General features: G+C 60.0%; 19 protein-coding genes, 3 pseudogenes and 1 riboswitch. Of the genes and pseudogenes, 9 read left to right on the top strand and 13 right to left on the bottom strand.

Translation table 11 applies throughout. The features are described 5' to 3' along the window. The first annotated feature begins 137 nt into the window (after positions 1–137). Complete coding sequence (locus tag MUBE_RS03795; protein ID WP_116539552.1) at positions 138–1538, top strand: NAD(P)/FAD-dependent oxidoreductase; 1401 nt, start codon at positions 138–140, stop codon at positions 1536–1538. 42 nt (positions 1539–1580) lie between these two features. Here MUBE_RS03795 and MUBE_RS17035 read toward each other — a convergent pair. Beyond that, a pseudogene (locus MUBE_RS17035) lies at positions 1581–2012 on the bottom strand (PaaI family thioesterase). Between the two features lie 457 nt (positions 2013–2469). Between MUBE_RS17035 and MUBE_RS03785 the strand changes: the two are divergent. The 4 genes and pseudogenes from MUBE_RS03785 (at position 2470) to MUBE_RS03770 (ending at position 6820) form a co-directional block, all read left to right on the top strand. Then, complete coding sequence (locus MUBE_RS03785) at positions 2470–2886, top strand: BlaI/MecI/CopY family transcriptional regulator (protein ID WP_116539551.1); 417 nt, start codon at positions 2470–2472, stop codon at positions 2884–2886. 14 nt (positions 2887–2900) lie between these two features. Beyond that, positions 2901–3732, top strand: a pseudogene (locus MUBE_RS03780) (M56 family metallopeptidase). A 136-nt stretch (positions 3733–3868) separates the two neighbouring features. After that, on the top strand, positions 3869–5320 hold the full coding sequence (gndA, locus tag MUBE_RS03775) for an NADP-dependent phosphogluconate dehydrogenase (protein ID WP_116539562.1): 1452 nt from the start codon (positions 3869–3871) through the stop codon (positions 5318–5320). Between the two features lie 63 nt (positions 5321–5383). Next, on the top strand, positions 5384–6820 hold the full coding sequence (locus MUBE_RS03770; protein ID WP_116539550.1) for a GuaB1 family IMP dehydrogenase-related protein: 1437 nt from the start codon (positions 5384–5386) through the stop codon (positions 6818–6820). 38 nt (positions 6821–6858) lie between these two features. Here the strand turns inward: MUBE_RS03770 and MUBE_RS03765 are convergent, their stop codons facing one another. Further along, entirely contained in the window at positions 6859–7041 is a 183-nt protein-coding gene (locus tag MUBE_RS03765; protein WP_116539549.1) for a hypothetical protein, read from the bottom strand. A gap of 1185 nt (positions 7042–8226) precedes the next feature. Here MUBE_RS03765 and MUBE_RS03755 point away from each other — a divergent pair. From MUBE_RS03755 to MUBE_RS17030, 4 genes and pseudogenes are all read left to right on the top strand, one after another. Continuing rightward, positions 8227–9140 (top strand): annotated as a pseudogene (locus MUBE_RS03755) (CNNM domain-containing protein). 248 nt (positions 9141–9388) lie between these two features. Continuing rightward, complete coding sequence (locus MUBE_RS03750; RefSeq protein ID WP_116539547.1) at positions 9389–11584, top strand: malate synthase G; 2196 nt, start codon at positions 9389–9391, stop codon at positions 11582–11584. 101 nt (positions 11585–11685) lie between these two features. Continuing rightward, positions 11686–13866 (top strand): substrate-binding domain-containing protein, encoded by a 2181-nt coding sequence (locus tag MUBE_RS03745; RefSeq protein WP_165849682.1) that lies wholly within the window; start codon positions 11686–11688, stop codon positions 13864–13866. 547 nt (positions 13867–14413) lie between these two features. Further along, positions 14414–14569, top strand: coding sequence for a hypothetical protein (locus MUBE_RS17030; RefSeq protein ID WP_243632804.1), 156 nt, complete (start codon positions 14414–14416; stop codon positions 14567–14569). A gap of 173 nt (positions 14570–14742) precedes the next feature. Here the strand turns inward: MUBE_RS17030 and gcvP are convergent, their stop codons facing one another. The 11 genes from gcvP to secA2 all read right to left on the bottom strand — a co-directional run bounded on the left by gcvP (position 14743) and on the right by secA2 (position 26766). Then, positions 14743–17601 carry an aminomethyl-transferring glycine dehydrogenase gene (gcvP, locus tag MUBE_RS03735; RefSeq protein WP_116539546.1) on the bottom strand — a complete coding sequence of 953 codons (2859 nt, stop codon included), beginning with the start codon at positions 17599–17601 and terminating at the stop codon, positions 14743–14745. A gap of 193 nt (positions 17602–17794) precedes the next feature. After that, positions 17795–17892, bottom strand: a riboswitch (glycine riboswitch). Positions 17893–17962: 70 nt separating this feature from the next. Beyond that, positions 17963–18613 carry a MerR family transcriptional regulator gene (locus tag MUBE_RS03730; RefSeq protein WP_207801645.1) on the bottom strand — a complete coding sequence of 217 codons (651 nt, stop codon included), beginning with the start codon at positions 18611–18613 and terminating at the stop codon, positions 17963–17965. Positions 18614–18904: 291 nt separating this feature from the next. Next, the gene (locus MUBE_RS03725; RefSeq protein WP_116539544.1) at positions 18905–19399 is read right to left on the bottom strand and encodes a bifunctional nuclease family protein; all 495 of its coding nucleotides are present in this window, start codon (positions 19397–19399) and stop codon (positions 18905–18907) included. A 116-nt stretch (positions 19400–19515) separates the two neighbouring features. Continuing rightward, complete coding sequence (gene ftsR, locus MUBE_RS03720; protein WP_116539543.1) at positions 19516–20274, bottom strand: transcriptional regulator FtsR; 759 nt, start codon at positions 20272–20274, stop codon at positions 19516–19518. Continuing rightward, entirely contained in the window at positions 20271–20750 is a 480-nt protein-coding gene (garA, locus tag MUBE_RS03715; protein ID WP_424399030.1) for a glycogen accumulation regulator GarA, read from the bottom strand. The genes ftsR and garA overlap by 4 nt, the downstream gene beginning before the upstream one ends. 253 nt (positions 20751–21003) lie before the next feature. Further along, on the bottom strand, positions 21004–21402 hold the full coding sequence (gene gcvH, locus MUBE_RS03710) for a glycine cleavage system protein GcvH (protein WP_116539541.1): 399 nt from the start codon (positions 21400–21402) through the stop codon (positions 21004–21006). Between the two features lie 24 nt (positions 21403–21426). Next, entirely contained in the window at positions 21427–22317 is an 891-nt protein-coding gene (locus MUBE_RS03705; RefSeq protein ID WP_116539540.1) for a DUF881 domain-containing protein, read from the bottom strand. A gap of 120 nt (positions 22318–22437) precedes the next feature. Then, positions 22438–22770: a small basic family protein gene (locus MUBE_RS03700; RefSeq protein WP_116539539.1), complete on the bottom strand. Its 333-nt coding sequence runs from the start codon at positions 22768–22770 to the stop codon at positions 22438–22440. A gap of 61 nt (positions 22771–22831) precedes the next feature. Continuing rightward, positions 22832–23746, bottom strand: a complete 915-nt coding sequence (locus MUBE_RS03695; RefSeq protein WP_116539538.1) for a DUF881 domain-containing protein — start codon at positions 23744–23746, stop codon at positions 22832–22834. Continuing rightward, positions 23739–24368, bottom strand: coding sequence for a CDP-alcohol phosphatidyltransferase family protein (locus tag MUBE_RS03690; protein ID WP_116539537.1), 630 nt, complete (start codon positions 24366–24368; stop codon positions 23739–23741). The genes MUBE_RS03695 and MUBE_RS03690 overlap by 8 nt, the downstream gene beginning before the upstream one ends. 61 nt (positions 24369–24429) lie before the next feature. After that, positions 24430–26766, bottom strand: coding sequence for an accessory Sec system translocase SecA2 (secA2, locus tag MUBE_RS03685; RefSeq protein ID WP_116539536.1), 2337 nt, complete (start codon positions 26764–26766; stop codon positions 24430–24432). Between the last annotated feature and the right edge of the window lie 34 nt (positions 26767–26800).

Below are 26800 nucleotides of genomic sequence, written 5' to 3'. Positions count from 1 at the left end.
AACTTGTCACATCGCCGTTACTTCCGCGGGTGTGGCTAATTACACACACTCGCACCTAAGACTCTGGAGGGCGGCTTGACTACCGTGGTGATTAACTGCAGTCGCCATCACGGAGCCCCGTCAGGAGCAGCGGAACATTGAGTGTCCAGCCAGTAGCCACAGCTGCTCAAGACCGTCGGCATCGAGTCGTGATCATCGGATCAGGGTTTGGTGGTCTGAACGCGGCAAAGAAGCTCAAGCGGGCCAATGTGGACATCAAGTTGATCGCTCGCACCACCCATCACCTGTTCCAGCCATTGCTGTACCAGGTGGCTACCGGAATCATCTCCGAGGGGGAAATCGCGCCGCCGACTCGGGTGGTCTTGCGTAAGCAGCGCAACGTCCAAGTGTTGCTCGGCAATGTCACCCACATTGACCTGGCTAACCAGTGCATCATATCGGAGTTACTCGGTCATACCTATGAAACCCCCTACGACAGCCTGATCGTGGCTGCCGGAGCTGGCCAGTCGTACTTCGGGAATGACCAATTCGCTGAATTCGCACCTGGTATGAAATCAATCGATGACGCGCTGGAGTTACGTGGGCGGATTTTGGGCGCCTTCGAACAGGCTGAACGGTCAAACGATCCGGAACGGCGAGCGAAGCTACTGACATTCACCGTAGTCGGAGCCGGCCCCACCGGTGTCGAGATGGCCGGGCAAATCGCCGAGTTGGCCGACCACACGTTGAAAGGCGCCTTCCGTCATATCGACTCGACCAAGGCGCGAGTGGTTCTGCTCGATGCCGCCCCCGCGGTGTTGCCGCTGATGGGCGAAAAGCTAGGTCAGCGCGCCGCCGCACGGTTGCAGAAGATGGGCGTGGAGATCCAACTGGGTGCGATGGTCACAGATGTGGACCACAACGGCATTACGATCAAAAACTCTGACGGCACGGTCCGGCACATTGAATCGGCCTGCAAGGTGTGGTCCGCAGGGGTCTCGGCAAGCCGGCTGGGCAGAGACCTGGCCGACCAATCTTTGGTCGAACTCGATCGGGCTGGCCGGGTCAAAGTGCTGCCCGATCTGTCCATCCCTGGGTATCCGAACGTGTTTGTGGTCGGTGACATGGCCGCCGTCAACGGCGTGCCGGGAGTCGCGCAAGGCGCTATCCAGGGCGCTAAGTACGTAGCAAACAACATCAAGGCCGAACTCGGTGGCGCCGACCCCGCCGAGCGCGAGCCGTTCCAGTACTTCGACAAGGGCTCCATGGCCACAGTGTCGCGGTTTTCCGCGGTCGCCAAGATCGGTCCGCTGGAGTTCAGCGGCTTTATTGCCTGGCTGATGTGGTTAGTACTGCACCTGGTGTACCTGATCGGCTTCAAGACCAAGATCACTACGTTGTTGTCGTGGACGGTGACCTTTTTGAGCACTCGGCGAGGGCAGCTAACCATTACCGACCAGCAAGCCTTCGCCCGAACACGGCTCGAACAGCTGGCGGAGCTGGCCGCCGAAGCCCAAGGTACAGCGGTAGCTAACGAAGCCGCCATGTGGGCGAGCTAGCCAGTTACCCTGGTTCCCCCTGATTCGCTGTGACAGCCGGACTCAGCTATCGCTGGGCAGGTTCCGCAACTGCACCTGGCCCGGGGCTACCTAACGTTCGGTGTTGCCCGATGATCGTAACCAGCCATAGCCGCTGACGCCGGCCACGGGGGATCGGTGCAGAGGTGCCGTACACCATCTCGGAACTGATGGAGTGAAGGAAATCAGTAGTTGTTGACACCCAATAACATTTCCGCTGCCGCTGCAACTATTGAACCAGGCGTAAGCCGCCATGTCGGCCCATGCTTGCGCATGACCGAACAGTAGACACTGCTATGTACAAGGCCCATCGGCTGCAATCGTTTGGGCTTTACCCCAAGCTGGGCTTGGACACTATCGGGGCCAAGTTCAGTGAACTGCAGTCCCAACTCGCTGTCCATATGGTGCGGTGATACTCGGGCTTTTCGGGGTATTGACCGCGTCTTGTAGTTGCACGTTCTCGTGTCTGCGCCATCACCAGATCTGCCGATGCCTGCCAGCTTCTATTTTAACAAACTGTCAGCTCTCATTTTAACAAATATGAGGGCTACAGACATTAAGAGGTTTTCCAGGCAGACAACGGATGAGCCCCGTGCCGTAATGCACAGGGCTCATCAATCGAATAGACCGGGAGTCACTGACAGCCATCAGGACACCGGAGCGGTCGCTGTCGCATCAACAAACTAAGGATAGACACACCTGCTCGAATTTCACAAAGACTAGACTGCAAGTCACGTCTATCAACAGCTGCTCTCAATAAATATTGTATCAAATCCTAGGCAGCTGATCTACCAACTATGTCTATCGGCCGCCCGCTCGGCGACGACCCGACACGGCCGGACGCCAACTCTGAATACGACTGTCGGTAGTAATCCGGAGTACGCTGATTCTAATGCTCAGGAGATAAACGACTATGGCCAAACTGACGCGGCTGGGCGGTCTAGAACGCGCCGTGATGGGTCATTTGTGGGCCACACAGGAACCACAAACAGTTCGTCAGGTCCACGAAGCGTTGTCGGCGCGACGCGACCTCGCCTACACGACCGTGATGACCGTACTGCAACGATTAGCTAAAAAGAATATGGTCTCACAGATCCGCGATAATCGGGCCTACCGGTACGCGCCTGTGCATGGCCATGACGAACTGGTAGCTGGCTTAATGGTCGATGCGCTGGCCCAGGCCGAGGATTCCAACAGTAGGCAAGCCGCGCTGGCGCACTTCGTCGAACGGGTCGGAGCGGACGAGGCGGACGCGCTGCGACGCGCACTTGCCGAACTGGAAGCAAATCAACGCAATGCGTTACCTGCTGGCGTTTTAGCGGAGGGCTAGGTGAAACTAGCAGCGTGTCTGCGCTGGCCTTCACCATGCCGCTGGTTGGCCCCCGTATCGGCTCTAGTAGCACGCTCTACGTGGCCGTTGCGCGCACCGCATGCCGCGATGGCATTATGGCCGCCTATTGTGCTGGCTGCTAGGATTTTGGCGTTTAACACCGGCATCGCGATCGCCAGTCGGATACTCATGCCCGGCCCTGACAGGAAGCCCACCGTCAGCATTGTCGGCGCTGCCGGTTGGCTCGGTTGGCCACTTTGGGGGGCATACGTCGCCGCCTTTGCGCTGGCAGTGCTGGTCGGTGTGCGACTGATCGTTACGATCGCGCAGATGGCCATCGCCACACGGCGACGGCGGGCCCACCACCGCATGGTGGTTGACCTAATGGGGGTCAGACACGATGCTGCCCACACGCAGCCGCGCACCCTTCGGGTCTTGGAGGTAGCGCAACCACTCACCTACTGTCTACCAGGCGCGCGAAGTAAGGTGGTGGTCAGCGAAGGGACGTTGACTACGCTCAACGATACAGAAGTCACAACCATCCCCACCCACGAGCGAGCCCATCTGCGTGCCTGGCACTACTTAGTGCTGGAGGCAGTCACCGCGGTACATACGGCCTTTCTGCGGCCGGTCCGTAGCTCCGCCACGCTGAGTGCGGTGCGGCTGCTCGTCGAGCTGCCAGCCGATGACATCGCGGTGCATGCTGCAGGGCACACACCCCTGGCCCGGACGTTAGTTACTTGCTTGTCCGGGCAGGCGCCGTCAGGTGCGCTGGCTGCGGGCGGCCCCACCATCGCGCTAGCCATACCGTGGCTGACGGAGCTAAAACGGCTGTTCAATGCCTAACCCGGTCAACGCAAACGGTGACCAAAACATTTTTGTATGACCACCAGTCCGCTATGCCACAGTGTGTCGGAATAGCGTTGGCGAAAAACTTGTCGCACAAGTTCTCCAACCTAAGAGACCCAAGGAGGTGCAGAACATGAGTTCGTCGGAATCAAATACGGCCATTGCGCAAATCGGTGTCACCGGGCTAGCCGTGATGGGTTCCAACGTCGCCCGGAATTTCGCCCGGCATGGCTACACAGTGGCGTTGCACAATCGATCAATCGCCAAGACTGACACACTGCTCAAAGAGCACGGATCCGAGGGGAATTTCGTACGCACCGAAACGATCCCCGAGTTCCTTGCCGCACTACAGACCCCGCGACGGGTGCTGATCATGGTCAAAGCCGGTGACGCCACCGATGCCGTCATCAACGAGCTCGCCGATACCATGGAGCCCGGCGACATCATCATCGACGGCGGCAATTCGCTGTTCACCGACACCATCCGCCGCGAGAAAGCAATGCACGAGCGTGGTCTGTACTTCGTCGGCGCCGGGATCTCAGGCGGTGAAGAGGGCGCGCTGAACGGGCCCTCGATCATGCCCGGCGGACCCGCCGAGTCATATACCTCGCTGGGCCCGCTGTTGGAGGAGATCTCCGCGCACGTAGACGGTGTGCCGTGCTGCACCCACATTGGGCCGGATGGGTCCGGACACTTCGTCAAGATGGTCCACAACGGCATCGAGTACTCCGACATGCAGCTCATCGGCGAGGCCTACCAGCTACTGCGCGACGGGCTGGGCATGAGTGCACCGGAAATCGCCGACGTGTTCACCGAGTGGAACAAGGGCGATCTGAACAGCTACCTGGTGGAGATCACCGCCGAAGTGCTGCGCCAGACCGATATTAAGACCAGCAAACCGCTCGTCGACGTCATCCTTGATGAAGCCGAACAAAAAGGCACTGGCCGCTGGACCATCCAGTCCGCCCTGGAATTGGGGGTACCGATAACCGGAATAGCCGAGGCAGTGTTCGCGCGCGCATTGTCGGGCTCCGTGCCACAACGCAAGGCTGCCATCGGGCTGGCGTCCGGCAAGTTGGGCAACAAGCCCACGGACCACGAGACATTCACCGAAGACGTTCGCCAGGCCCTGTATGCCTCCAAGATCGTGGCCTATGCACAAGGTTTCAATCACATCCAAGCCGGTAGCGTCCAGTTCGGCTGGAACATCAAACCGGGTGACTTGGCTACCATCTGGCGCGGCGGCTGCATCATCCGGGCGAAGTTTCTCAACCGTATCAAGGATGCCTTCGACGCCGACCCGAACCTTGCCAGCCTGATCGTTGCGCCGTATTTCCGCAGTGCTGTCGAATCGGCGATTGACAGTTGGCGGCACGTGGTGTCCACAGCAGCCCAGCTAGGTATCCCACATCCCGGATTCTCGTCTGCGTTGTCGTACTACGACGCGTTGCGTACCGAGCGCCTGCCAGCCGCGCTGACCCAGGCCCAGCGCGACTTTTTCGGCGCGCACAGCTACGGACGCATCGACGCGCGGGGCAAATTCCACACACTGTGGAGTCGAGACCGCAGCGAAGTCGCAATCTAGTTGGGCTAAGCCAAAAGGGCATCCATGGGCCCCAAAAAACTATTTAGGGTGAAGCGGAGAGCGATGAGGTTTCTGAATGGACACCAGCCCGTGTTCGACCTGACCTACAATGACGTTTTCATCGTGCCGAACCGGTCGGATGTTGCGTCGCGGTTCGACGTCGATTTGTCGACCTACGATGGCTCCGGCACCACTATTCCGGTGGTGGTCGCCAACATGACGTCAGTGGCCGGGCGGCGGATGGCAGAGACGGTGGCGCGCCGGGGTGGCCTGGCGATCCTGCCGCAGGATCTACCGATCGCGGTAGTGCAGCAAACAGTGGAGTTCATCAAGAGCCGTGACCTAGTTCTCGACACCCCGGTGCTGCTGTCACCCGATGATTCGGTGTCCGACGCAACCGCACTGATCCATAAGCGCGCACACGGCGTCGCGGTGGTAGCCTCCGAGGGCCGCCCAATTGGTCTGGTACGCGAGTCGTCCTGCCTGAGTGTAAATCGCTTCACTCGAGTGCGGGATGTCGCGGTGACCGACTTCGTGACCGCCCCGGTGGGCACCGATCCGCTCAAGATCTTCGAGCTGCTCGAACATGCTCCGATCGACGTTGCGGTGCTGACTAACGCCGACGGCACGCTGTCCGGAATACTGACCCGCACAGGGGCGATCCGCACCGGCATCTACACCCCGGCCATCGATGCCCGCGGACGGCTCCGAGTCGGCGCTGCCGTCGGCATCAACGGCGATGTAGCCGGTAAGGCCGAGTTTCTCGCCGAGGCCGGCGTCGATGTGCTAGTGGTCGACACCGCACACGGACACCAGGTCAAGACGCTGGAGGCGATCAGGTGCGTCGCATCGCTGAACTTGGGCGTGCCGTTGGTCGCGGGCAACGTGGTGTCGGATGAAGGTACTCGCGAGCTCCTCGGCGCCGGGGCGACCATCGTCAAGGTCGGTGTCGGCCCTGGGGCTATGTGCACAACTCGGATGATGACTGGTGTTGGCCGACCGCAATTCTCGGCTGTGCTCGAATGCGCTTCTGCTGCAAGGCAGCTCGATGGGCACGTGTGGGCCGATGGCGGGGTCCGACATCCACGCGACGTGGCACTGGCATTGGCCGCAGGGGCATCGAACGTGATGATCGGGTCGTGGTTCGCCGGCACTTACGAGTCACCTGGGGACCTCATGCGGGACCACAACGACCAGCCGTACAAAGAGAGCTACGGCATGGCGTCCAAGCGGGCAGTGGTCGCCCGCACCGCCACCAACAGCCCATTCGATCGCGCTCGCAAGGCATTGTTCGAGGAAGGCATCTCGACCTCACGGATAAGACTAAACCCCGACCGCGGTGGTGTCGAGGACCTAATCGACCACATCACCTCCGGCGTGCGCAGCACCTGCACATATGTCGGTGCGTCCACCTTGGCAGAACTGCATGAGAAGGCGGTTATCGGGGTGCAGTCGGCGGCGGGTTTTGCCGAGGGCTATCCGCTGCCCTCGGGCTGGTGACGCCTGACCTCGACTAAGTCAGGCCGTGCAGCAGTCCGCTATCGCGTAGCCCAAACCTCTAAGCAATACAAAATAATATAGAAGACGACGTGCCCAGGCACCCGTTGAGACCGCAGGATTCCGGGACGAGCGGCCACCTGCACCATCGCCAGCTCCTCCGGCATCGCGAAGACCGGTCCTGTCATTAACGTCGCTGTCACCGTGGGCAGCTTGTTGTCCATCAGGTTGCTAATCTTCGGCAACGTGGTGTTCGTGGCAGCCGAATTTCTCGTTAACAACCCTGGCCCGCAGCACAGTCGAGGCTAGTGCCCGTGGCGGTATCAGACAGGATGGTTGTATTCGGCGCGCCCATCGCAAGTTGCCGTTCCAGCTTTCGGAGGGCCTAGTTGGGTATCTCGACCACCACTTTTACAACAGGCTACCTGACCGAACCAACACAGGTTAGTCTACCGCACCCGACGTTGGATGCGATCGGGATACCTGACCGAGTGGTCGACTGGACCAATACACTACCCCGGCGCTGCTGATCGTCACGTCGATGTCGATAGGATTCAGTGAACTAGTTGCCGAAGTATATCGCCGTGGCGCGCCCACCGAGCATCACCCGCGCCGTCGTGGGCGTGCAGCCGCTGTTTTTGTTGCCGTTCTACCCTGCCATCCGATTAACCCACTGAGCGGCGAACGGCATTATGCGCAAAGCCTGGGCATTGAGCCGGCCGAGGAGCTGCGGTCGAGCCAATCACCATAGGAACAACTGCTATCACTGGTGCGGACCTCAGCGCATGGCGGCATTGTTGGTGAGACAGTCGCTGCAGTTTGGCGCCCTGACCACCGAGGAACTGATGGCGCCCCGCTCCAAGATTGTGGCGCTGCAAACCGGCTACACCGTCACTTAACCTAGTTGCGGTCGCCGCCAAGTCCGGGTTCTTCTGTTTTCAATTATCGACCGTGACCTCGACGCCACCCTCAGCATCGTGTACATCAAACAGGCTTTCGACGTTCCACACGCCGATCGCGCGGACGCACTGTTGGCCTGCAGACCACGCTGTTGATCTATGAGTAAAAATGATAGCGGCACAGTGAGCATGGCGGCTGTCGAGGATTTAATCGAAGAGATCGTGGGCGACGTCCGTGACTAACATGACAACGCCACTCCAGACGTGGGAGCAAGCCGGCAACGGCTGGCGGGGGTAAAGTTTACCGCGCATTAATTTAACGCGCATTAATTTAAGTAGCCAGCGCCACCGAATATCGAGCCTCGAGGGTCCATAGGAGGCGATTGGCGGACTTATGCTCCGGGAGTTCGGTCACATTCCGGCAATTGGGAAACAGTGGAGCTGGCCGCTATGGACGTAGAGAACCTCTCGGATGCCTCGGCGCGTTGGCAAACGACCCAGCACCAACACATTTTTGTCGGCGCGGAATTCTCGCTGATCTCTCGGCCCGCCGCGACCGCCTTGAAGCGTTGGCTGAGCAGGGCAGAGTGAGCGCGGTCACCGCTATCAGGGATAATGGTCAGCCCTCATTCGTCAATGCTGGCAGGCGCTCAACTAGGTGCAACCGTGGCCTCGATCCTGCTCAGCCGAATTGGCGAGGTGGCGGTGACCAATCTGTTACGGATGTCGTTTCAGCTCACCGGTGTGCCATCACCTCTGAACACGCTGTCGCTGGTGACTGCGTTTACGCTGATGATAGCCCTGCATGTGCTGCCTGGCAAGATAGCACCCAAGAATATTGCCCTAGCCGGCCTAGAACGGACAGCAATGTGGTTTGGCCCCACTCTAAACTTGATCTACGTACGTGCTGCCCGACCGGTCATCGTGTTCTACACTGCATCTGCCAACGTAGTATTGCGCAGGCTGGGCGTGGAACCGAAAGACGAACTCAACATCACTGTTTCCACGGCTGAGCTTAGCGAGCTGATCACCGAAGCGGCATCAGAGGATCTGCTCTGCTGGATTAGTAAGAGCACAAGCAACTGACGCGAGCGCTGCAGGTTCGCACGAGGGTAGTCAACGCTGTTGGCCCGGCCGCTTGCCGATATCCGGGCGGCGCCAGTGGCGGTGGCCGGATATGGCCCAACTGCTGACGCGGTCGAACGCACTCTAGCCCAAGCCGGGCTATTCCCGATTTTCAGTTGCTGGTCTAGGCGGCGAGTTCGTAGACTACCTGCACATCTAAGGATATCCTGTCGCCCGGCGACAATCCGCAGACCGTGATTGATCTGGCGCTGGTAACTTACTGCCGGGGTGGCAAGGTGGTGGCGATGGAGGACCTGGTGGACGATCTAGTCGGCGCCATGCGCGACGGGACACATTGAAATTCAACATCGAGCAGCGCCGTCGGCAGCCCGTATGGTCCTCGGCGGCTACGCCTACTGGTCGATAGATGCGTTTCCAGCACACGTTTCGCAAACTGGGCGCCTTGCCGCCGATGAAGCTGTTGACCTGCTGTTGCGGGTCTGCAGAATACGCTCGCCAGGCTGTTGGCCGGTAGGCTGATGCGCATAGCCAGTGAGAGCCAGATCGGGTACCAGCGGGGCAGTAAGCCTAATGTGTGAGGAGAACCATGACTGATCGTGTGTCGGCGGGGAATTTGCGCGTCGCCCGTGTGCTCTACGATTTCGTCAACAACGAAGCCCTGCCTGGCACCGACATTGACCCGGACAGCTTCTGGTCGGGCGTCGACAAGGTGGTCGCCGACTTCACCTCGCAAAACCAGAGTTTGCTGAACTCCCGCGATGAACTGCAGGCCCAAATCGACAAATGGCACCGCCATCGGGTGATCGAGCCACTCGACCTGGACGCTTATCGGCAATTCCTCACCGATATCGGCTATCTACTGCCTGAGCCCGATGACTTCACCATTACCACCTCAGGGGTGGACGACGAGATCACCACGACCGCCGGCCCGCAGCTAGTAGTGCCGGTGCTTAACGCGCGGTTCGCGCTCAACGCCGCCAACGCCCGCTGGGGCTCCCTCTACGATGCCCTGTATGGCACCGACGTCATACCGGAAACCGACGGAGCCGAAAAGGGCGCTTACTACAACAAGGTACGCGGCGAAAAGGTGCTCGCCTATGCGCGCAAGTTTATGGATCAAGCCGTCCCGCTGGCATCTGACTCATGGACTAACGCGACGGGGGTGAGCGTCGTCGACGGCCACCTTCAGATCGCCATTGGTGCGGATTCCACCAGGTTGGCGAGTCCCGAGAAGTTTGTCGGCTACAGCGGCGAGTTGGGGTCCCCCAACTGGTCAGTGTTACTGGCCAATCACGGCCTGCACATCGAAATCCTGATCGACCCGAAGTCGCCGATCGGCAAAACCGACCCCGCTGGCATCAAGGACGTGATCCTGGAATCGGCCATAACTACGATCATGGACTTCGAGGACTCAGTCACCGCCGTCGACGCCGACGACAAAGTGCTCGGCTACCGCAACTGGCTCGGCCTGAACAAGGGTGACTTGGCCGAGGAGGTAAACAAGGACGGCAAGACCTTCACCCGTGTGCTCAACCCCGACCGCAGCTACACCACACCTGACGGCGGTGAGCTGATCCTGCCCGGGCGCAGCCTGCTGTTTGTCCGTAACGTTGGCCATCTGACGACCAATGACGCAATCCTTGTGGGCGGAGACGCCGGCGAAGAAAAAGAGATGTTCGAAGGCATTATGGATGCACTATTCACTGGTCTGGCCGCAATCCACGGGCTCAAAACCGGCGAAGCCAACGGCCCACTAACCAATAGCCGTACCGGTTCCATTTACATCGTAAAGCCGAAAATGCACGGCCCCGCGGAAGTCACGTTCACTTGCGAGCTGTTCAGCCGCGTCGAAGATGTGCTGGGGTTGCCGCAGGGCACCTTGAAGGTCGGCATCATGGATGAGGAACGTCGTACCACCGTCAACCTTAAGGCGTGCATCAAGGCGGCCGCCGACCGAGTTGTGTTCATCAACACCGGGTTCTTGGACCGCACCGGTGACGAGATCCACACCTCGATGGAGGCTGGCCCGATGATCCGTAAAGGTGCAATGAAAAACAGTACCTGGATCCAGGCCTATGAGGACGCCAACGTCGACATCGGGCTAGCCGCGGGCTTCACGGGCAAGGCACAGATCGGCAAGGGCATGTGGGCGATGACCGAGCTGATGGCTGACATGATCGAGCAGAAGATCGGCCAACCAAAGGCGGGCGCCACCACCGCGTGGGTGCCTTCGCCCACCGCGGCCACGCTGCATGCGATGCACTACCATCAGGTCGACGTGGCTGCCGTGCAACGAGAACTGGCTGGCAAGAGACGCGCCACCGTGGACCAGCTGTTGACGATTCCGTTAGCCAAGGAACTGGCATGGGCTCCCGAGGAGGTCCGCGAGGAGGTCGACAACAACTGTCAGTCCATCCTCGGCTATGTGGTGCGCTGGGTGAGCCAGGGTATCGGTTGTTCGAAGGTACCCGACATCCACAACGTGGCACTTATGGAGGACCGTGCCACCCTTCGGATCTCGAGCCAGTTGCTGGCCAACTGGCTGCGCCACGGCGTAATCACCAGCGAGGACGTGCGAGCCAGCCTGGAACAAATGGCGCCGTTGGTCGATCAGCAAAACGCGAACGACCCGACATACAGCCCGATGGCTCCCAACTTCGACGACAGCATTGCATTCCTAGCTGCGCAGGAGCTAATACTGTCCGGCACGCAGCAGCCCAACGGCTATACCGAGCCAATCTTACATCGTCGTCGTCGCGAATTTAAGGCACAGAGCCGGTGACGATACGGCTCAACATGCAGTGATGTGGTCGATGACTAGACTCGGCGCCGAGTTCAAACCAGGTCAGGTAATGGGTCAACGGAAAGGCGGCAGGTGTCGCTATGGGTAGGCACAGCATGCCCGACCCCGAGGATTCCATCGATCAGCCATCTAACCAAGTCGCTGCATTCAGGCCGGGCCAAGACAACGAGATAGATCGCAGCTCGGATCGTGGTTACCCGGGCGAGATTGGGTACCCAGAGCCTGTTTCTGAACCCGCGACTACCGACTCGCCGAGCGACCACGGCTATCCACACAAAGCAGAGTATCCGGCTGACTCCACACCCCAGATCCCCGACCAACCCGCCGGCTACCAGCGCTACTGCGCCGAAGACCATGAGGACCACTACCTCGGTGGTCAGCACCCCAACCGCGACAAAAGTTCTTTTACCGCCAGTGCAGCCGACGACTACTCAGACTTTCCACCCCGGCCTGTTAGCTCGTCGACTCGCTTGCAAGCGCCAACCGCCCTGTCGCGGCTATTCAACGCTAGCCACCGGAGCGGCGGCGAGTGGCAGGGCGGACACCGCAGTGACGGCGGACGACGTGGGGTAAGCATCAGCGTGATCGTGGCCCTTGTCGCGGTCATGGTAGTAGTAGGCACAGTGATTCTGTGGACTTTCCTCGGCCACATCTTGGACAAGCGCAAGCATCAGGCAGCCGCACGCTGCGTAGGTGGTCAACAGACGGTCGCTGTAATCGCCGATCCGTCGATCGCCGATTACCTAAAGGAGTTCGCCCACAGCTACAACGCAGCCGCCCGGCCGGTGGGCGACCACTGCATGGCGGTGACTGTCAAACCCGTCGGCTCGGAGGCAGCCCTCACCGGTCTCAACGGCAACTGGCCGGCTGACTTAGGAGCCAAACCGGCGCTGTGGATACCGGGCAGCTCGATATCCGCGGCACGGCTTGCCGTCACCGCAGGTCAGAAAACGATCAGCGAAAGCCATTCACTGGTGACGTCGCTGGTGCTGCTAGCGGTTCGGCCCGAATTGGAGCAGGCCCTCACCGACCAGAGCTGGGCAGCACTGCCCGGCCTACAAACCAATCCGTACTCCTTGGCTGATTTGAATCTGCCAGCCTGGGGATCACTCCGGCTGTCCTTACCAATAAATGGCAACAGCGACGCCACGCTTTTGGCCGGTGAGGCGGTGGCGGCTGCGTCGGTACCTGCTGGTGCACCACCCACTCAGGGCGTGGGAGCAGTGCGCACCCTGATGAGCGCCCAACCCAAGCTCACCGACGGTACCTGGGTAGAAGCGATGAGCGCACTGCTTAAACCCGGTGACGTGGCAACTGCTCCGGTGCACGCTGTGATCACCACCGAACAACAACTATTCCAGCACGGTCAGTCATTGCCAGACGCTAAGAGCACTTTGGGATCCTGGCTACCGCAGGGGCCGGCGCCGGTTGCTGACTATCCTGCGGTGCTGCTCAGCGGCTCGTGGCTGACGCACGAGCAGACTGCGGCGGCTAACGAGTTCGCCCGGTTCGTACAAAAGCCCGACCAACTGGCCAAGCTGGCTAAAGCTGGTTTCCGCGTTAACGGCGTCACACCACCGAGCAGCCCCATTACTAGTTTCGCGGCGGCGCCGTCCACCCTCTCAGTGGGTGATGACGGGATGCGCGCCACGCTGGCCGAAGCGATGATCCAGCCGTCTAGCGGAGTGGCAACGACCATCATGCTCGACCAGTCGATGCCCACCAATGAGGGTGGTAAGACCAGGTTGGCTAACGTCGTGGCGACACTCGATGCCACAATCACAACGATGCCGCCCACTTCAGTCATGGGCCTATGGACATTTGACGGCCAGGAGGGTCGAACGGAAGTGACAACCGGTCCGCTGGCCGACCCGGTCAACGGCCAGCCCCGCTCAGCAGCGCTGATGGCTGCGCTGGACAAGCAATATGCATCCAACGGTGGTGCCGTGTCGTTTACCACGCTGCGCATGGTCTACCAAGACATGCTGGCCAATTACCATGCTGGCCAAATGAATTCGGTGCTAGTGATCACTACTGGGCCACACACCGACCAAACCCTGGACGGGGCAGGGCTGCAGGATTTTATCCGTACCAGCACCGACCCAACCAAACCGATCGCGGTCAACGTCATCGACTTCGGGACCGACCTTGACCGGGCAACCTGGGAAGCTGTCGCCCAGCTCAGCGGCGGAAGTTACCAGAACTTATCGACGTCGGCCTCTCCTGACCTAGCTACAGCGATCAATACATTCTTGAGCTGAGCTCACTGACGCGGTTAGGAGCACGATGAACGTTGAATTCATTCCGGCTCGCCAGCTGCACCCATTCATGTCACGCTAGTTTGACAGCTCCCGAGGGGAGATCCACGACGTCGACAGGGGAGATGGTTCACCGATTTTTGCTGTGCCATAGAAATCCCACCTGGAGCTTCTTGTACCGTGATACTATGGCTGCATTTGTGACAGGCTTCGCTGTATCGCTCCCGACTATCTCGGCTTCAGGCTCTCTGCGCATCCCGCTAGATTCAGCTAAGCAATCGATGAACACGCCCGGCTGGTAAGCGAGTTAGTCGATCACCGAGACGTGAACGACTACCTGACGATAAGCCAAGACTAGGATGGGCCGGACGAATGTGCAGTGTCATTCTGGGCAATAACCTGGTTCTGGCCGGCCGATGTGTGGACGACGAAGGCATTTTAGTAGGGTGGTGGCTAGCCCGCCGATGCAGCACACAATTCTGTGGCGAAATTTCTTTGTCGAGCAGAGACCTGATCCCTGCCAGAACAGAACACCAGCCCAGCACCGCTGGTGGTGGCACGCTACCTGGCCATGCAACTCAACGCCGCAGCAAGGTTGGATGTAGCCGAAATGCCCAACCAGATGCTAGCCGCCGGTCCGCTGCTGGCACGGCTAGCACAAGAAGTGCCAGCCAAACTCGGTACAGAAACCCCCCTGTTTGTGTAAGGCATGAAAAACTTTGCCTTACGGCCCGATCCTTATGCTACCGTGGATGCACGTTCCTGAGGCGCGTTCTGGTTGCACTACCCACCGCCAAACATTTCATTACGGGGATACACCCGAGGCGGTCTCTGCGGCTATCACCCAACGCTTCGGCTGAGGGAGGGTGCGGGCCCGGCTCAGACGAACACCTCCACTGGAGGGCACGAACACACCAAATTGCGGTCACCGTAGACGTCGTCGATGCGACGCACAGGCGGCCACACCTTCGGCCGGAACGCTTTGCCGAGCGGATAAGCTGCCTCTTCTCGGGTATACAGATGATGCCAGTCGGAGGTCAACAGGCACTCAGCGGTGTGCGGAGCGCATCGTAGTGGGTTGTCCTCAACAGACCACTCCCCTGCACCGACACGAGCGATCTCGCCATGGATAGCAATCATAGCTTGGCAGAACGCATCGACTTCTGCCAAGCTCTCACTCTCGGTGGGTTCCACCATCAACGTCCCAGCCACCGGGAAACTCATCGTAGGCGCGTGAAAGCCGTAGTCTGCCAAGCGTTTCGCAACGTCGTCGACAGTCACACCAGTCGACTTAGTGATCGGCCGCAGGTCCAGGATGCACTCATGGGCAACCATGCCATTCTCGCCGGTGTACAGCACCGGGAAGTACTCGTCGAGCCGACGGGCTATGTAGTTGGCCGAGGCGATCGCGGTCAGTGATGCCGCTCGCAGACCGTCGGCGCCCATCATTCTAATATAAGCCCAAGTGATGGGCAGGATCGAGGCGGACCCATATGGCGCCGACGACACCGGCTGACCTTGGGGCAGTTCCGGGACAAAGGGATGACCCGGGAGGAACGAGGCCAAATGCGAACGAACTGCCACCGGCCCGACTCCCGGTCCGCCGCCGCCGTGCGGTATGCAGAACGTCTTGTGCAGGTTCAAGTGGCTGACGTCGCCGCCGAACTTGCCCGGCCGGGCCAGGCCGACCAGCGCGTTGAGGTTGGCACCATCGACGTAAACTTGACCACCGGCGTCGTGCACCGCCGCGCAGAGCTTGGCAATGTCGTTCTCATAAACGCCGTGTGTGGACGGGTAGGTGATCATCAACGCCGACAACCGGTTGGCATGCTCACTGATCTTGACGCGTAAATCGTCGAGATCAACGTCACCGTTATCGTGACAGCCCACCACGACCACCCGCATGCCGGCCAACGCCGCCGATGCGGCGTTGGTGCCGTGCGCGCTGGACGGAATCAGACAGATGTCACGATGCGATTCTCCTCGACTGGCATGGTAGGCATGGATGGCCAACAGACCTGCGTATTCCCCCTGAGAGCCCGCATTAGGCTGCAGGGAGACCGCATCGTAACCGGTGATCTGCACCAGCCAGTTCTCCAAGTCGCTGATCAGACGACGCAGCCCAGGGGTGTCAGATGCTGGCGCGAACGGATGCTGACGCGCGAATTCCGGCCAGGTGATCGACTCCATCTCGGTGGCGGCGTTGAGTTTCATCGTGCACGAACCGAGCGGAATCATGCTGCGGTCCAATGCGATATCCTTGTCCGCCAGGGCACGCAAATACCGCATCATTGACGTTTCGGTGCGGTATTGAGTAAAGGCGGGATGCGTTAAAAACTCCGAGGTGCGGGTCCCGATGTCCGGGCCGGTAAAGCTCGCCCGCACTGGCGTCGCTGCGAACGCCGCCAACACAGCTGCAATGTGCTCATCGGTGGTGAGCTCGTCGCAAGCCACCGAAACATGGTCGGCATCCATGAGCCACACATTGATCCCGCGCTCCTTGGTGGCACTCTGGATCTGCACCGCCCGGCCAGGTACCCGAGCCAGCACAGTATCAAAGAACGCTTGGTGCACTACCTCAACACCGGCGGCAGACAGACCGGCCGCTAGGTCACGTGCCTGCGCATGCACCCGACGTGCTATACCGGTCAACCCCTCAGCGCCATGGTAGCTGGCGTACATCGCAACCATCACCGCCGGCAATACTTGTGCGGTGCAGATGTTGCTCGTCGCCTTGTCGCGGCGGATATGTTGCTCACGGGTCTGCAGCGCCAGCCGGTAGGCCAGTGTGCCGTCGCGGTCGACGGAAACGCCGACCAGCCGACCCGGCAACTGACGGGCATGCCTAGTGTGTAGGGCGAGGTATCCGGCATGCGGTCCACCGAATCCCATTGGCACCCCGAATCTTTGAGTGGTACCGAATGCGACGTCGGCGCCGATCTCGCCCGGCGGTGTGATCAATGTCAGCGCCAACAGATCGGCACCGACGGCGACCAATGCACCGCGGTCGTGGGCCTGGGTGATCAAAGCGGTCCAGTCAGTAATCCTGCCGCTGGCACCGGGCAGTTGGGTGATGACGCCGAAGAACTCGCCGTCTGGTAGTCCGTCGCGTAGGTCGGCGATAACGATGTTGATGCCTAACGGTTTAGCCCGCGTGGCAAGCACCGCGGCAGTCTGGGCGAACATGTCGACGTCAACGGCCAGCCGGTTTGCCGTACTGCTCGCAGCACGACGCAATAATGTCATGGCCTCGGCTGCCGCGGTCCCCTCGTCGAGCATCGATGCATTCGCGACCTCCAAACCAGTCAGATCACTGACCAGAGTCTGGAAATTCAGCAATGCTTCCAGCCTACCCTGACTGATTTCGGGTTGATATGGCGTGTAGGAAGTGTACCAGGCCGGGTTCTCCAAGATGTTGCGTGACAGCACCGAGGGCATGTGGGTGTCGTAATAGCCCTGCCCGATCATCGATACGGCAACGGTGTTAGCACGAGCTAGCACGCCTAACTCGGCCAACGCCTCAGCTTCGGTGACCGGCGGCGGCAACCGGTCCAGGCCCGGTGCGATGCCAGTGTCGGTAACGTGATCAAGGATGCTGCTAGGGACTGCCTTAGCTGCCAGATCGTCAAGAGAGTCGACACCGATGACTGCAAGCATGGCCGCGACGGCCTGACTGTTCGGGCCGAGGTGCCGGGCTGCAAAGCTGATCTGCCTACTCGATGTGTTCAGTACCGACACTCGAAGACTCCTGATGTAGGGCTGCAACGCAACGCAGCGATGTCATCATCGTCGCGTTGCGGTCCTCTCCCTCTGTCGTCTACCCGAGCCGGGCGCCTGAGAGATTCGACAACCTGATCACCGTGTGGTGAGGTTGACTTTCCCCATGGGCGGGTAAACCGAATAGACGGATCACCGCTTTCCAGAGGCATCGGGGCCACGCGCGGTCCGGGTGCCTGAGAGGTTGACGGAGAGGTATTGCTCCTTCGGCGTCCGTAACTGGCAGTTACAGAACTCTCCCGCGTGAGGACGATGCAGAGACAACTTTACCCCCGCCTCACACGCAAGGGTAAACGAGAGGGTGCTGCCGGCTGCGCTACACTTAGCCGATTTTACGGTCGCGATGCTTGCGCCGAGAAGCCAGCTCGTCTTCCGGCGCGGCAATTGACTCGCCACCATCAGCGCGCTCACCACGGAAGTCAGCGATCACGCCGGTCAACTCACGCATAGCGCCGGACACGGCGATACCGAACACACCTTGCCCGCCTTGTAACAGGTCGACGACCTCTTCGGCCGATGTGCACTCGTACACCGTGGTGCCGTCGGAGAACAAAGTTATGTTGGCTAGATCCTGGACGCCGCGCTGGCGCAAATGGTCAACGGCAACCCGAATATTGTGCAGCGAGATACCAGTGTCGAGTAATCGCTTGACGATCTTGAGAACCAGGATGTCCTTGAACGAGTACAGGCGCTGGCTGCCGGAGCCGGCCGCACCCCGGATTGAGGGAACCACTAACGATGTCCGTGCCCAGTAGTCCAGCTGGCGGTACGTGATCCCGGCGATCTGGCAGGCGCTAGGTCCGCGATAGCCGACCAACTCGTCAGGCACGGAGTCGTCAGGGAATAGTCCAGGTTGCAAGGGTCTGCTCACTGCGGTGGGACCATGAAGGCTAGTGTCGCCACTGGTTGTAGCAGTCGGGGTGTCCCGGTGGTCTGCAAGGTCCAGCTGACCTTGACGTGACTGCTCGCTCACGGTGGTTCCTCTCGCCGATCGCGCTCTGGTTACTAGCTGCATCATGGCTGCCCCGGCAGCTATGTCTGATCAGGCCTGAGTGCTAGAGAGTATACGTTGTTCGGTAGCAGCCTTGCCTGAAGTCGTCATCAAAGTATGGCCATCACTAGTGTCTGTCGGCACTATCTGCCAGGCGTGTCGTATCGCAGTGCTATATCATAGCTATACCATGCCATATTCAGATGCTTCCATGATGTTTAGTGGAAGCGACGTACCCGCCTCAGGCCGTATCATCACACATCGTTGTACAGGCTAGGTCGCTTTGAAATCGTCAGGAGACACGCTGTCGAGAAACTCCTTGAACTTCTCTACCTCGTCCTCGCGAACAGCGCTGCCAGTCTCTTCGTCATTCTCGTCGGGAATCAGCAAACCGGCTTGTGCGAGCACGGCCTCCTCAACGTAGATCGGAACACCAACCCGTAGGGCGATCGCCACCGAGTCCGAAGGGCGCGCCGACACCTTGATATTGCGATCAAAGATCAAGTCAGCATAGAAAGTGCCTTCCTGTAGATCGACGATCCGCACCTCTTGGAGCGAATGCCCAAGTGCGGCAATGACGTCTCTGATTAGATCGTGTGTAAGCGGACGGGGCGGTTCGACGCCTTGCTGCTCGAGCGCAATGGCGGCGGCCTCCGATTGGCCAATCCAGATCGGTAGATACCGGTCACCATTGGCTTCGCGCAGCAGCAGCACCGGCTGGTTCTGCGGCTGCTCGACACGTATGCCGACAACACGAACTTCACCCATCTGTGTCCGCCCTCCGCACATGCCGCTGTGTCCGATTCACGCTCGGCGCGACGACGCGGTGGACAACGTGCCTTGCCACGCCGCCGAACACCAAGCTGTCGAACGAAGTTTAATCCTCAGCGGTGCAGAACGCCGCGAACCGCGGACTTGATCAACGAAGTGTGCAGAGTGATGGCGAGCGCAGCAACCTCACGCGCCAAATCATCGGCACGGTCACGGGCGCCGGCCTTACCAGCTTTGACTATCGGCCCAGCAATTTGAGCGATCAGGTCAGATTGGCGGTCGGCCGCTGACCGGAAAGCTCTCAGATGCCGCGGCTCAACACCATATTTGGACAGGGCTCGCGCGCATTGGAGAATCACGACCGCATGCTCATCGAAAAAACCGCCCGGCCCGGTGGCGATCACTCCGGCCTTGAGCAGTGCCATCAGCAGGTCATCTTCCACTCCCGAGCGGTCCAGGAGGTCTTCTCGACTCAACCGGATGTGAGCTGACGATACCACCGCCATGTCGGATCCGACCCCCGATCCGACATCGATACCCGGGCTATCCGTCACCGAAACCAATCGCGGCGCGGTGTAAGGCGGCGGCCCGAATGACGGCAGTTCACCATCAGGCTGGGCGTCCAGCTGCGCCCTGATGACCTTCAGTGGTAGGTAGTGATCGCGCTGTGCGGTGAGGATGAAACGCAGCCGTGCACAATCATATGCGGTGAACCGCCGGTACCCCGATGCAGAACGCCGAGGGGTCACCAACCCCTCAACTTCCAGGAAACGAATCTTAGAGATTGTGACATCGGGGAAATCCGGCCTCAGTAGATCCAGGACTGCCCCAATCGACATCCCGGCCAGCGCCGGGCTATCGGGTGCGCTCACTTGCCTCCGGTTCCCCCGTCGTTGCCACCCGGCTTGGGCCCGGTCAGGAACACTAAGCGGAATTTGCCGATTTGCACCTCGTCACCATTTGCCAATGCCGCCGAATCCACCGGCTCGCGGTTAACGTAGGTACCGTTGAGACTGCCGACGTCAACGACGTGGAACTCGTTGCCTTCCAACCGGAATTCCGCGTGACGGCGGCTTACCGTAACGTCATCGAGGAAGATGTCGCTGTCGGGGTGTCGACCGGCGGAGGTTATAGCCTGATCGAGCAAAAAACGCGATCCCGCGTTCGGCCCCCGCTTGACAACCAGCAACGCTGAGCCCGCCGGGAGTCCTTCAACCCCGGATACCGCGCTCTCAGCACCTGCCTGTGCTGGAGCGTCCAGTTCGTTGAGGAAGTCGGCACGGAAGACCGAGGTCGTCTCCACGGTGACTTCGTCAGAAGTCTGACCTTCCTGTCTTCCTGAGTCCATGTCCGTCACCCGCTGCTCCTTACTGGCCGCTGTGGCGTTGTCTGACCCGGGCTACTCGCCCGGCTTTCCCACTAGATTCTCCGCCTAGTACTGCCCGATTACAGTCGTCTAGGGATCATGTGTCGACCGTACCGCGCGGTGGTCTGCAATACGCTATCCACCTACAGAATCAGCCCCCATTGCCCGGCTCCTCCTCGAGCCGCATGACGTCCACATCGTCGTCGCGCGAAATTCCCAGGCACTTTAGCAATCGTCATTCGGTTAATGTGCCTCGGTAGGCCTCGGCGTCCAGCAGTGCCGCGATAGCTGACTCCAAGGCAGCGACGTCGGCGACGTTGACATCCAAAAGCCAGCCAGTGCCGTATGGGTCAGAGTTCACAAGCTGCGGACTGCCTTCCAGGTTGGTGTTGACCGTAGACACTGTTCCCGACACTGGGGCGTACAGCTCCGACACCGATTTCGTCGATTCCACTTCTCCGAAGGACTCACCCGCTATTAGCTCAACGCCCACTTCTGGGAGCTGTACGAAAACCACATCACCCAGTGCCGACTGTGCGAAGTCGGTGATCCCAATCCGGACGGTGTCTTCGCTACTTCGCCGAATCCACTCATGTTCGGCGGTGTAGTGCAGATCGGACGGGATATTGCTCACAGTAATCCTGTTCCTGGTCGGTGCTCACTTAACGGGCTGAGCGTATTGGTGCGGTTTTGGTTGCCGCAAGGTGGTCACGTCTAGTCGGTCGGCTAGTTGTACAGACATGCGCGCGCCAACGCGTTTGACGCTGTCCTCAGCGCCACCGGAGATGCGCATCGCCGCGGCGAGCGTCGGTGGATCGCCAATCGCCAAAATAGAATAGGGAGGGGAGAGTGCCTTGCTGTCGATAGTCAGTGACCCGGGAACACCGACCACCCAAGTATCGACACCGACCCGCACCGATTGGTGTGCATCATCGATCTCGATCGCCTCGGCGCCGGCAGCACGCAACTCGTTGATCACGTCAAGCATTGCTTCGGGTGCGACCCCGGGTCCGGGATCATCGATCGTCAACGTGACACCCGGCCCAGTAACACCGATTGCGCCGACCAAGATAGACAACGCGACCAATCGGGCCTTAGAACTTTGAATAGCGGCCTGATCGGTGTTGCCTGATGCTTGCAGCACGTTCAAGGTGTTCTGCAGTTCGGTCACTTCGGTGCTCAGCGTGGCCTCGCGTTGCCGCAACGAATCCAGCAGCACCAACAAGTCGGTGGGACGCGCGGTTTCCAAGGAATCACCGGACTCGGTCTGGCGGATCTGAATAACAATGGTGATCCCTAAAAGCAAGCACAACAGGATCGCCAGCGTTCCAAAAGCCAGACGTGAGCTATCGCTCTCCAGCGACCCGGACCGTCTTGCCCGGCGTAACGACCCGCTAAGTTGTCGCGGATAGTCGGCTGGTAGTTCGTGGCGACCATGACGCGCTGCTTCATGCGCTTCAGAGTCAGCGTTGGGTGGGTCGTGCTGGTTTGGCGCAGCACGACGTTCCCGTCCTGGAGGGCCGGCGGGTGTTGGGGGGTCCTGGCTCATGATAACCCCACCTCAACCCCAGCCATGGTGCCACTCTTCTCCCCCACAAGTGGGTGGGGGTACCTTCCATTTGTGGGGGCGCTCCTCCTTATCGCTTCGCTCTGCATCGTCGCCGGCGCGTCAAACCCCGAACAACCTGCGCCGCAGCGCGGCGGCATTGCCGAAGATACGAATACCCAACACCACGATGATCGCCGTGGAGAGTTGCGTACCAACGCCCAGCTGGTCGCCGACATAAACGATCAGGGCAGCCATCAAGACGTTGAACACGAACGAAACCACAAAGACCTTCGGGTCAAAGATCCGCTCAAGATAGGCACGCAGCCCACCGAACACCGCGTCGAGCGCAGCGATCACCGCAATCGGTAAATACGGTTGAATAACCTCAGGCACGCTAGGGTGAAAAACCAGGCCCAGCGCGATGCCAATCGCAATCGCTACGAGACCACTCATACTAGCCGGACTCCCCTCCACGCTACCTCGAGAGGGATCATTCTCACGAGGATTTCTCTCACTAAGCCCCAATCTGTTTAGCGAACTTGACATCTCGGGCCGTTCCAGCGGGCAACGTGAGACCGTCGGCGATGTTCACGCTGACGCCGACGCCGTAAGAGGCTTCCAGCAGCCTGAGACGCTGCAGACCAAGGCTGTCGTTGAACACGTCCCGCATAGTGTGCGACGGCCCCACCGCAAGGACGGTGTACGGGTTGCTGGTGGGATTGTTGTCAACTAAAATCGCCTCACCGGCCTGCCGAATAGTCGCATTCGGCCCAATCCGCGCGCCATCAACTGAGATTGCCTCAGCGCCGCTCGCCCACAACGAGTTCACGACGAGCTGCAGATCACGGTCTAGAACGATTTGCCCGCCGCCCTTCTTGCGTTGCTTGAACACATCGGAAAGATTAGGGCCTGCACCGGGGTCAGTTATGGTCACCGTCAAACCAGAACCGATGACTGGTGTGCTGGCTGCCGCTAGGCTGAGCACGTCAAGGCGGTTCAGCAACTGCTGCCCTTCAGCGTTGTGTGCAAGCGCGAGCCGCTGCACGTCATCGACTTGAGCCGAGAGCACACTACGCTGTTGGGCCAACTTGGCCGCCGCGGCCTGGGTAGAACGCACGCTTGTCACCAAAAGTTGCTGAGCCGCGCGCACACCAGGTGCAACCAAGCGGGCCTGTGTGACCGCAGCGGCAAAGACCATGGTGACCAGAGCTGCCGCCAAGCCTTGCCAGACCCAGCTAAAAGCACGAGCTCGCGGCATAATTGAGCAGCCACATTTGGCAGCGGCCACGGCATAGCCAGGGTCAAGATGCTCGGACAGCAAAGCACGCAGCAGCGAGGGCACCGGAACCTTCTTGGGCCGCGCTGCCGCGTGGAGACTGTAACCCGCGTTCGGGTCATAACCGCCGAGCTGTCGCTCACATTCAGCCATGTTCACTGGTTTTTCGTGCAAGCTGCCAACGGGCTTGGTGTTTGCTCTTGGGCATCCGCCGCATGACCATCGTCATCTGCACCGCATACAAGACGAATGCCCACAGGTACATATAGATACCCCAAAGCAGAAAGGCCCAACCGCAAGCCCTCAAGACACGACTCCACAACATGTCCCAGGTTCCTAGCAGCACGAAGGGAAAGCCGACCATCAAGCTGAATGTCGCCGCCTTACCGATGTAGGTTACCGGTAAAGACGACAGTCCGCGACTCCACAGCAACGGCAGCATCGCAACCAGTAGCGCGTCGCGTGTCAACAGAGTCACGACAAACCACCACGGCACGATCCCGCTCAACCCCAACACGACGGGGATCGTCACCATATACAGCCGATCGACAGCGGGGTCGAGCAGCACACCCAATTGCGAAGACTGATCCAGCAGCCGGGCAATCTTGCCGTCGGCCCAGTCAGAGGCGCCGCCGAACGCCAGAATCGCCACCGCCCAACCGTCGGCGTGCCTGACTAACAGAACATAGACAAACACCGGGATCAGCGCCAGACGGACGACGCTGAGCAGGTTGGGCACTGTTAGCACCCGATTAGGCAGACACACTAAGTCCACGAACCGTGACCTTAGCCCAGCGACATTACAGTACGGGTAACGAGCCGAGGGCGATCGGACCTCAGCGGAAAACCCCAGGCAGATTTAAGGTGGAAAGTGTGTCATCAGACAATGGGTTGTCGTTGACCATGTAGGTCCACGTTGACGTCGGCCGGGCCAGTTTGGACATATCCAGTCCTGGCTCCTCTTCGAAAATACTAGCGGTTTCGAATGTCTGCTGGGCCGCCTCGATCGCGTCGGCAGCCAGCGAAGCAAACGCGTCGACCGCCAACCGGTGGAACTCGTCCAGCGGGTTCTGCCGGCCAAGCGCGCGCAAATGGATACTTTCGCGGATGTCGGCCAGATACGCCAGATGATCGGCCCAGCCACGGTCGAGATGGTATAGCATTATCACTCGGCAAATCACCTCGAGGCGTTTTTCGCCCTCCTGTTTAGGCAGTACCTGAGCCAGCTCCTCATAACGCTGAGGGGCTAGTTCTGCGAGCTCTTCCCGCGCGGTTGCGGTACGCAGCAGCGTATTTCGCCGTTCGACGATGATAGTACGCTGCTGGGCAATCAACTGGTTGTAGCGCCACGTATTCGCGTGCACGTCCAGCAGCCGACCCTCCGCGACGCGCTGAGCGTGGTCAAGTAAACCGGCGGTTTTGGGGCTGATGATACGGCCGTCCGCATCGGTCTGCATAGGCAACTTGTTGCGCTCGAGATTGGCCGCAACAACATCGTCTTCCCAACTGAAGAAGAACACCGACGACCCAGGATCACCCTGACGCCCGGCCCGGCCGCGCAATTGGTTATCCAACCGCGCAGTATGGTGCCGCCCGGTGCCAACCACGTGCAAACCACCTAACTCGGCGACTCGGTCGTGATCGGCTTCATCAGATCCGCCAAGGCGGATATCAGTGCCGCGCCCGGCCATCTGGGTGGATACAGTGACTGCGCCGAATTTGCCAGCCTCCGCGATCACCTGCGCTTCTTCGGCATCGTTTTTGGCGTTGAGCACCACTGCGGGCACGCCGCGGCGCAACAGCCGCTCGTGCAGCTCCTCGGATTCGGCAACGTCACGGGTCCCGACCAGCACCGGCTGCCCAGTCTCGTGTATCTCAACGAGGTGGGCCACAATCGCTTCGTTCTTGGCGGCAGTGGTGATGTAGACCCGGTCCGATTCATCCTCGCGAATATTGGGAGTATTCGGCGGTATCGGTGACACACCGAGCTTGTAGAACTGCCGTAACTGCTCACCGGCGGCCAGCGCGGTGCCGGTCATGCCGCACACGGTGGTATAATTATTGATCAGCGCCTGCACCGTAATGGTGTCGAGCACCTCGCCGGTCTCGGTAGTCTCAATGCCCTCTTTGGCCTCGACCGCGGCTTGCAGGCCATCCGGCCAGCGCTGTAGCTGGGCGATGCGTCCCCGGGAGGCGTTAATTAGGTACACGGCGTCGTCTCGAACGATGTAGTGCACGTCACGCTGCAGCAGCACATGCGCGTGCAATGCGACGTTGACCTCGGTCAGCGTAGTACCAACATGTTCCTCGGAGTACAGATCGATGTCGCCAAGCGCCTTTTCGACCTTGCGCGCCCCGACATCGGTCAGGTGGACGTTGCGGCTGTCGGAGTCGGTTTCGTAATCGGATTCGGCGGACAGCTCACCGACCAGCTTAATGATTTCAAGCCTCGGCGTCTTCCGGTGCGTGGTACCGGCCAATACGAGCGGCACCAGCGCTTCATCGACTAGCACAGAGTCAGCTTCGTCGATAAGAGCCACATCAGGATTGGGCGATACCAGGTCGTCGACGTCAGTCACCAGCTGATCGCGCAGCACATCAAAGCCGATCTCGTTGACCGAGGCGTAAGTAACGTCGCAGCCGTAAGCCGCCTTGCGATCCTCGCTTGTTGATTCCGCAGTGATCCAGCCCACCGTTAGGCCCATCGCCTCGAGCAGCGGACCCATCCACTCCGCATCACGGCGGGCCAGATAATCGTTGATCGTGACGACGTGCACGTGCCGGCCAGCAAGGGAGTATCCAGCCGCCGCAATCGCTCCGGCGAGGGTTTTGCCCTCACCAGTGGCCATCTCGATCACGTCGCCGGCAAGCATGCGGAGCGCACCCAGCAACTGCACATCAAAGGGTCGCAACCCCGTTGACCGCTCAGAAGCTTCCCGAGCGACGGCAAGGAACTGCGGAATATCGTCGGAATCGGCGAGATCGTTGAGGTTGAGCAGCCCGCACGCTTTGCGTAGCTGCTCATCGCTCAAATCGGCAGCTTCCTTGTGGTACGCCGCTGCGGCGGTGACCTCGGCAAGAGAGCGGCGTAGATTCTTTTCCATGCTGGCGCCGAGTAGCTGCCAAAGTCGGCTGCTCAACCGGCCAGGACGAGTGCGGGTGGCCTTAGACACAGATCAACGGTACGCGAGCCATCAACCGTCGCGA

The sequence above is a fragment of the Mycobacterium uberis genome, assembly GCF_003408705.1.
GTDB classification, from domain to species: domain Bacteria; phylum Actinomycetota; class Actinomycetes; order Mycobacteriales; family Mycobacteriaceae; genus Mycobacterium; species Mycobacterium uberis.
This window is presented reverse-complemented; position numbering and strand designations above follow the sequence as displayed.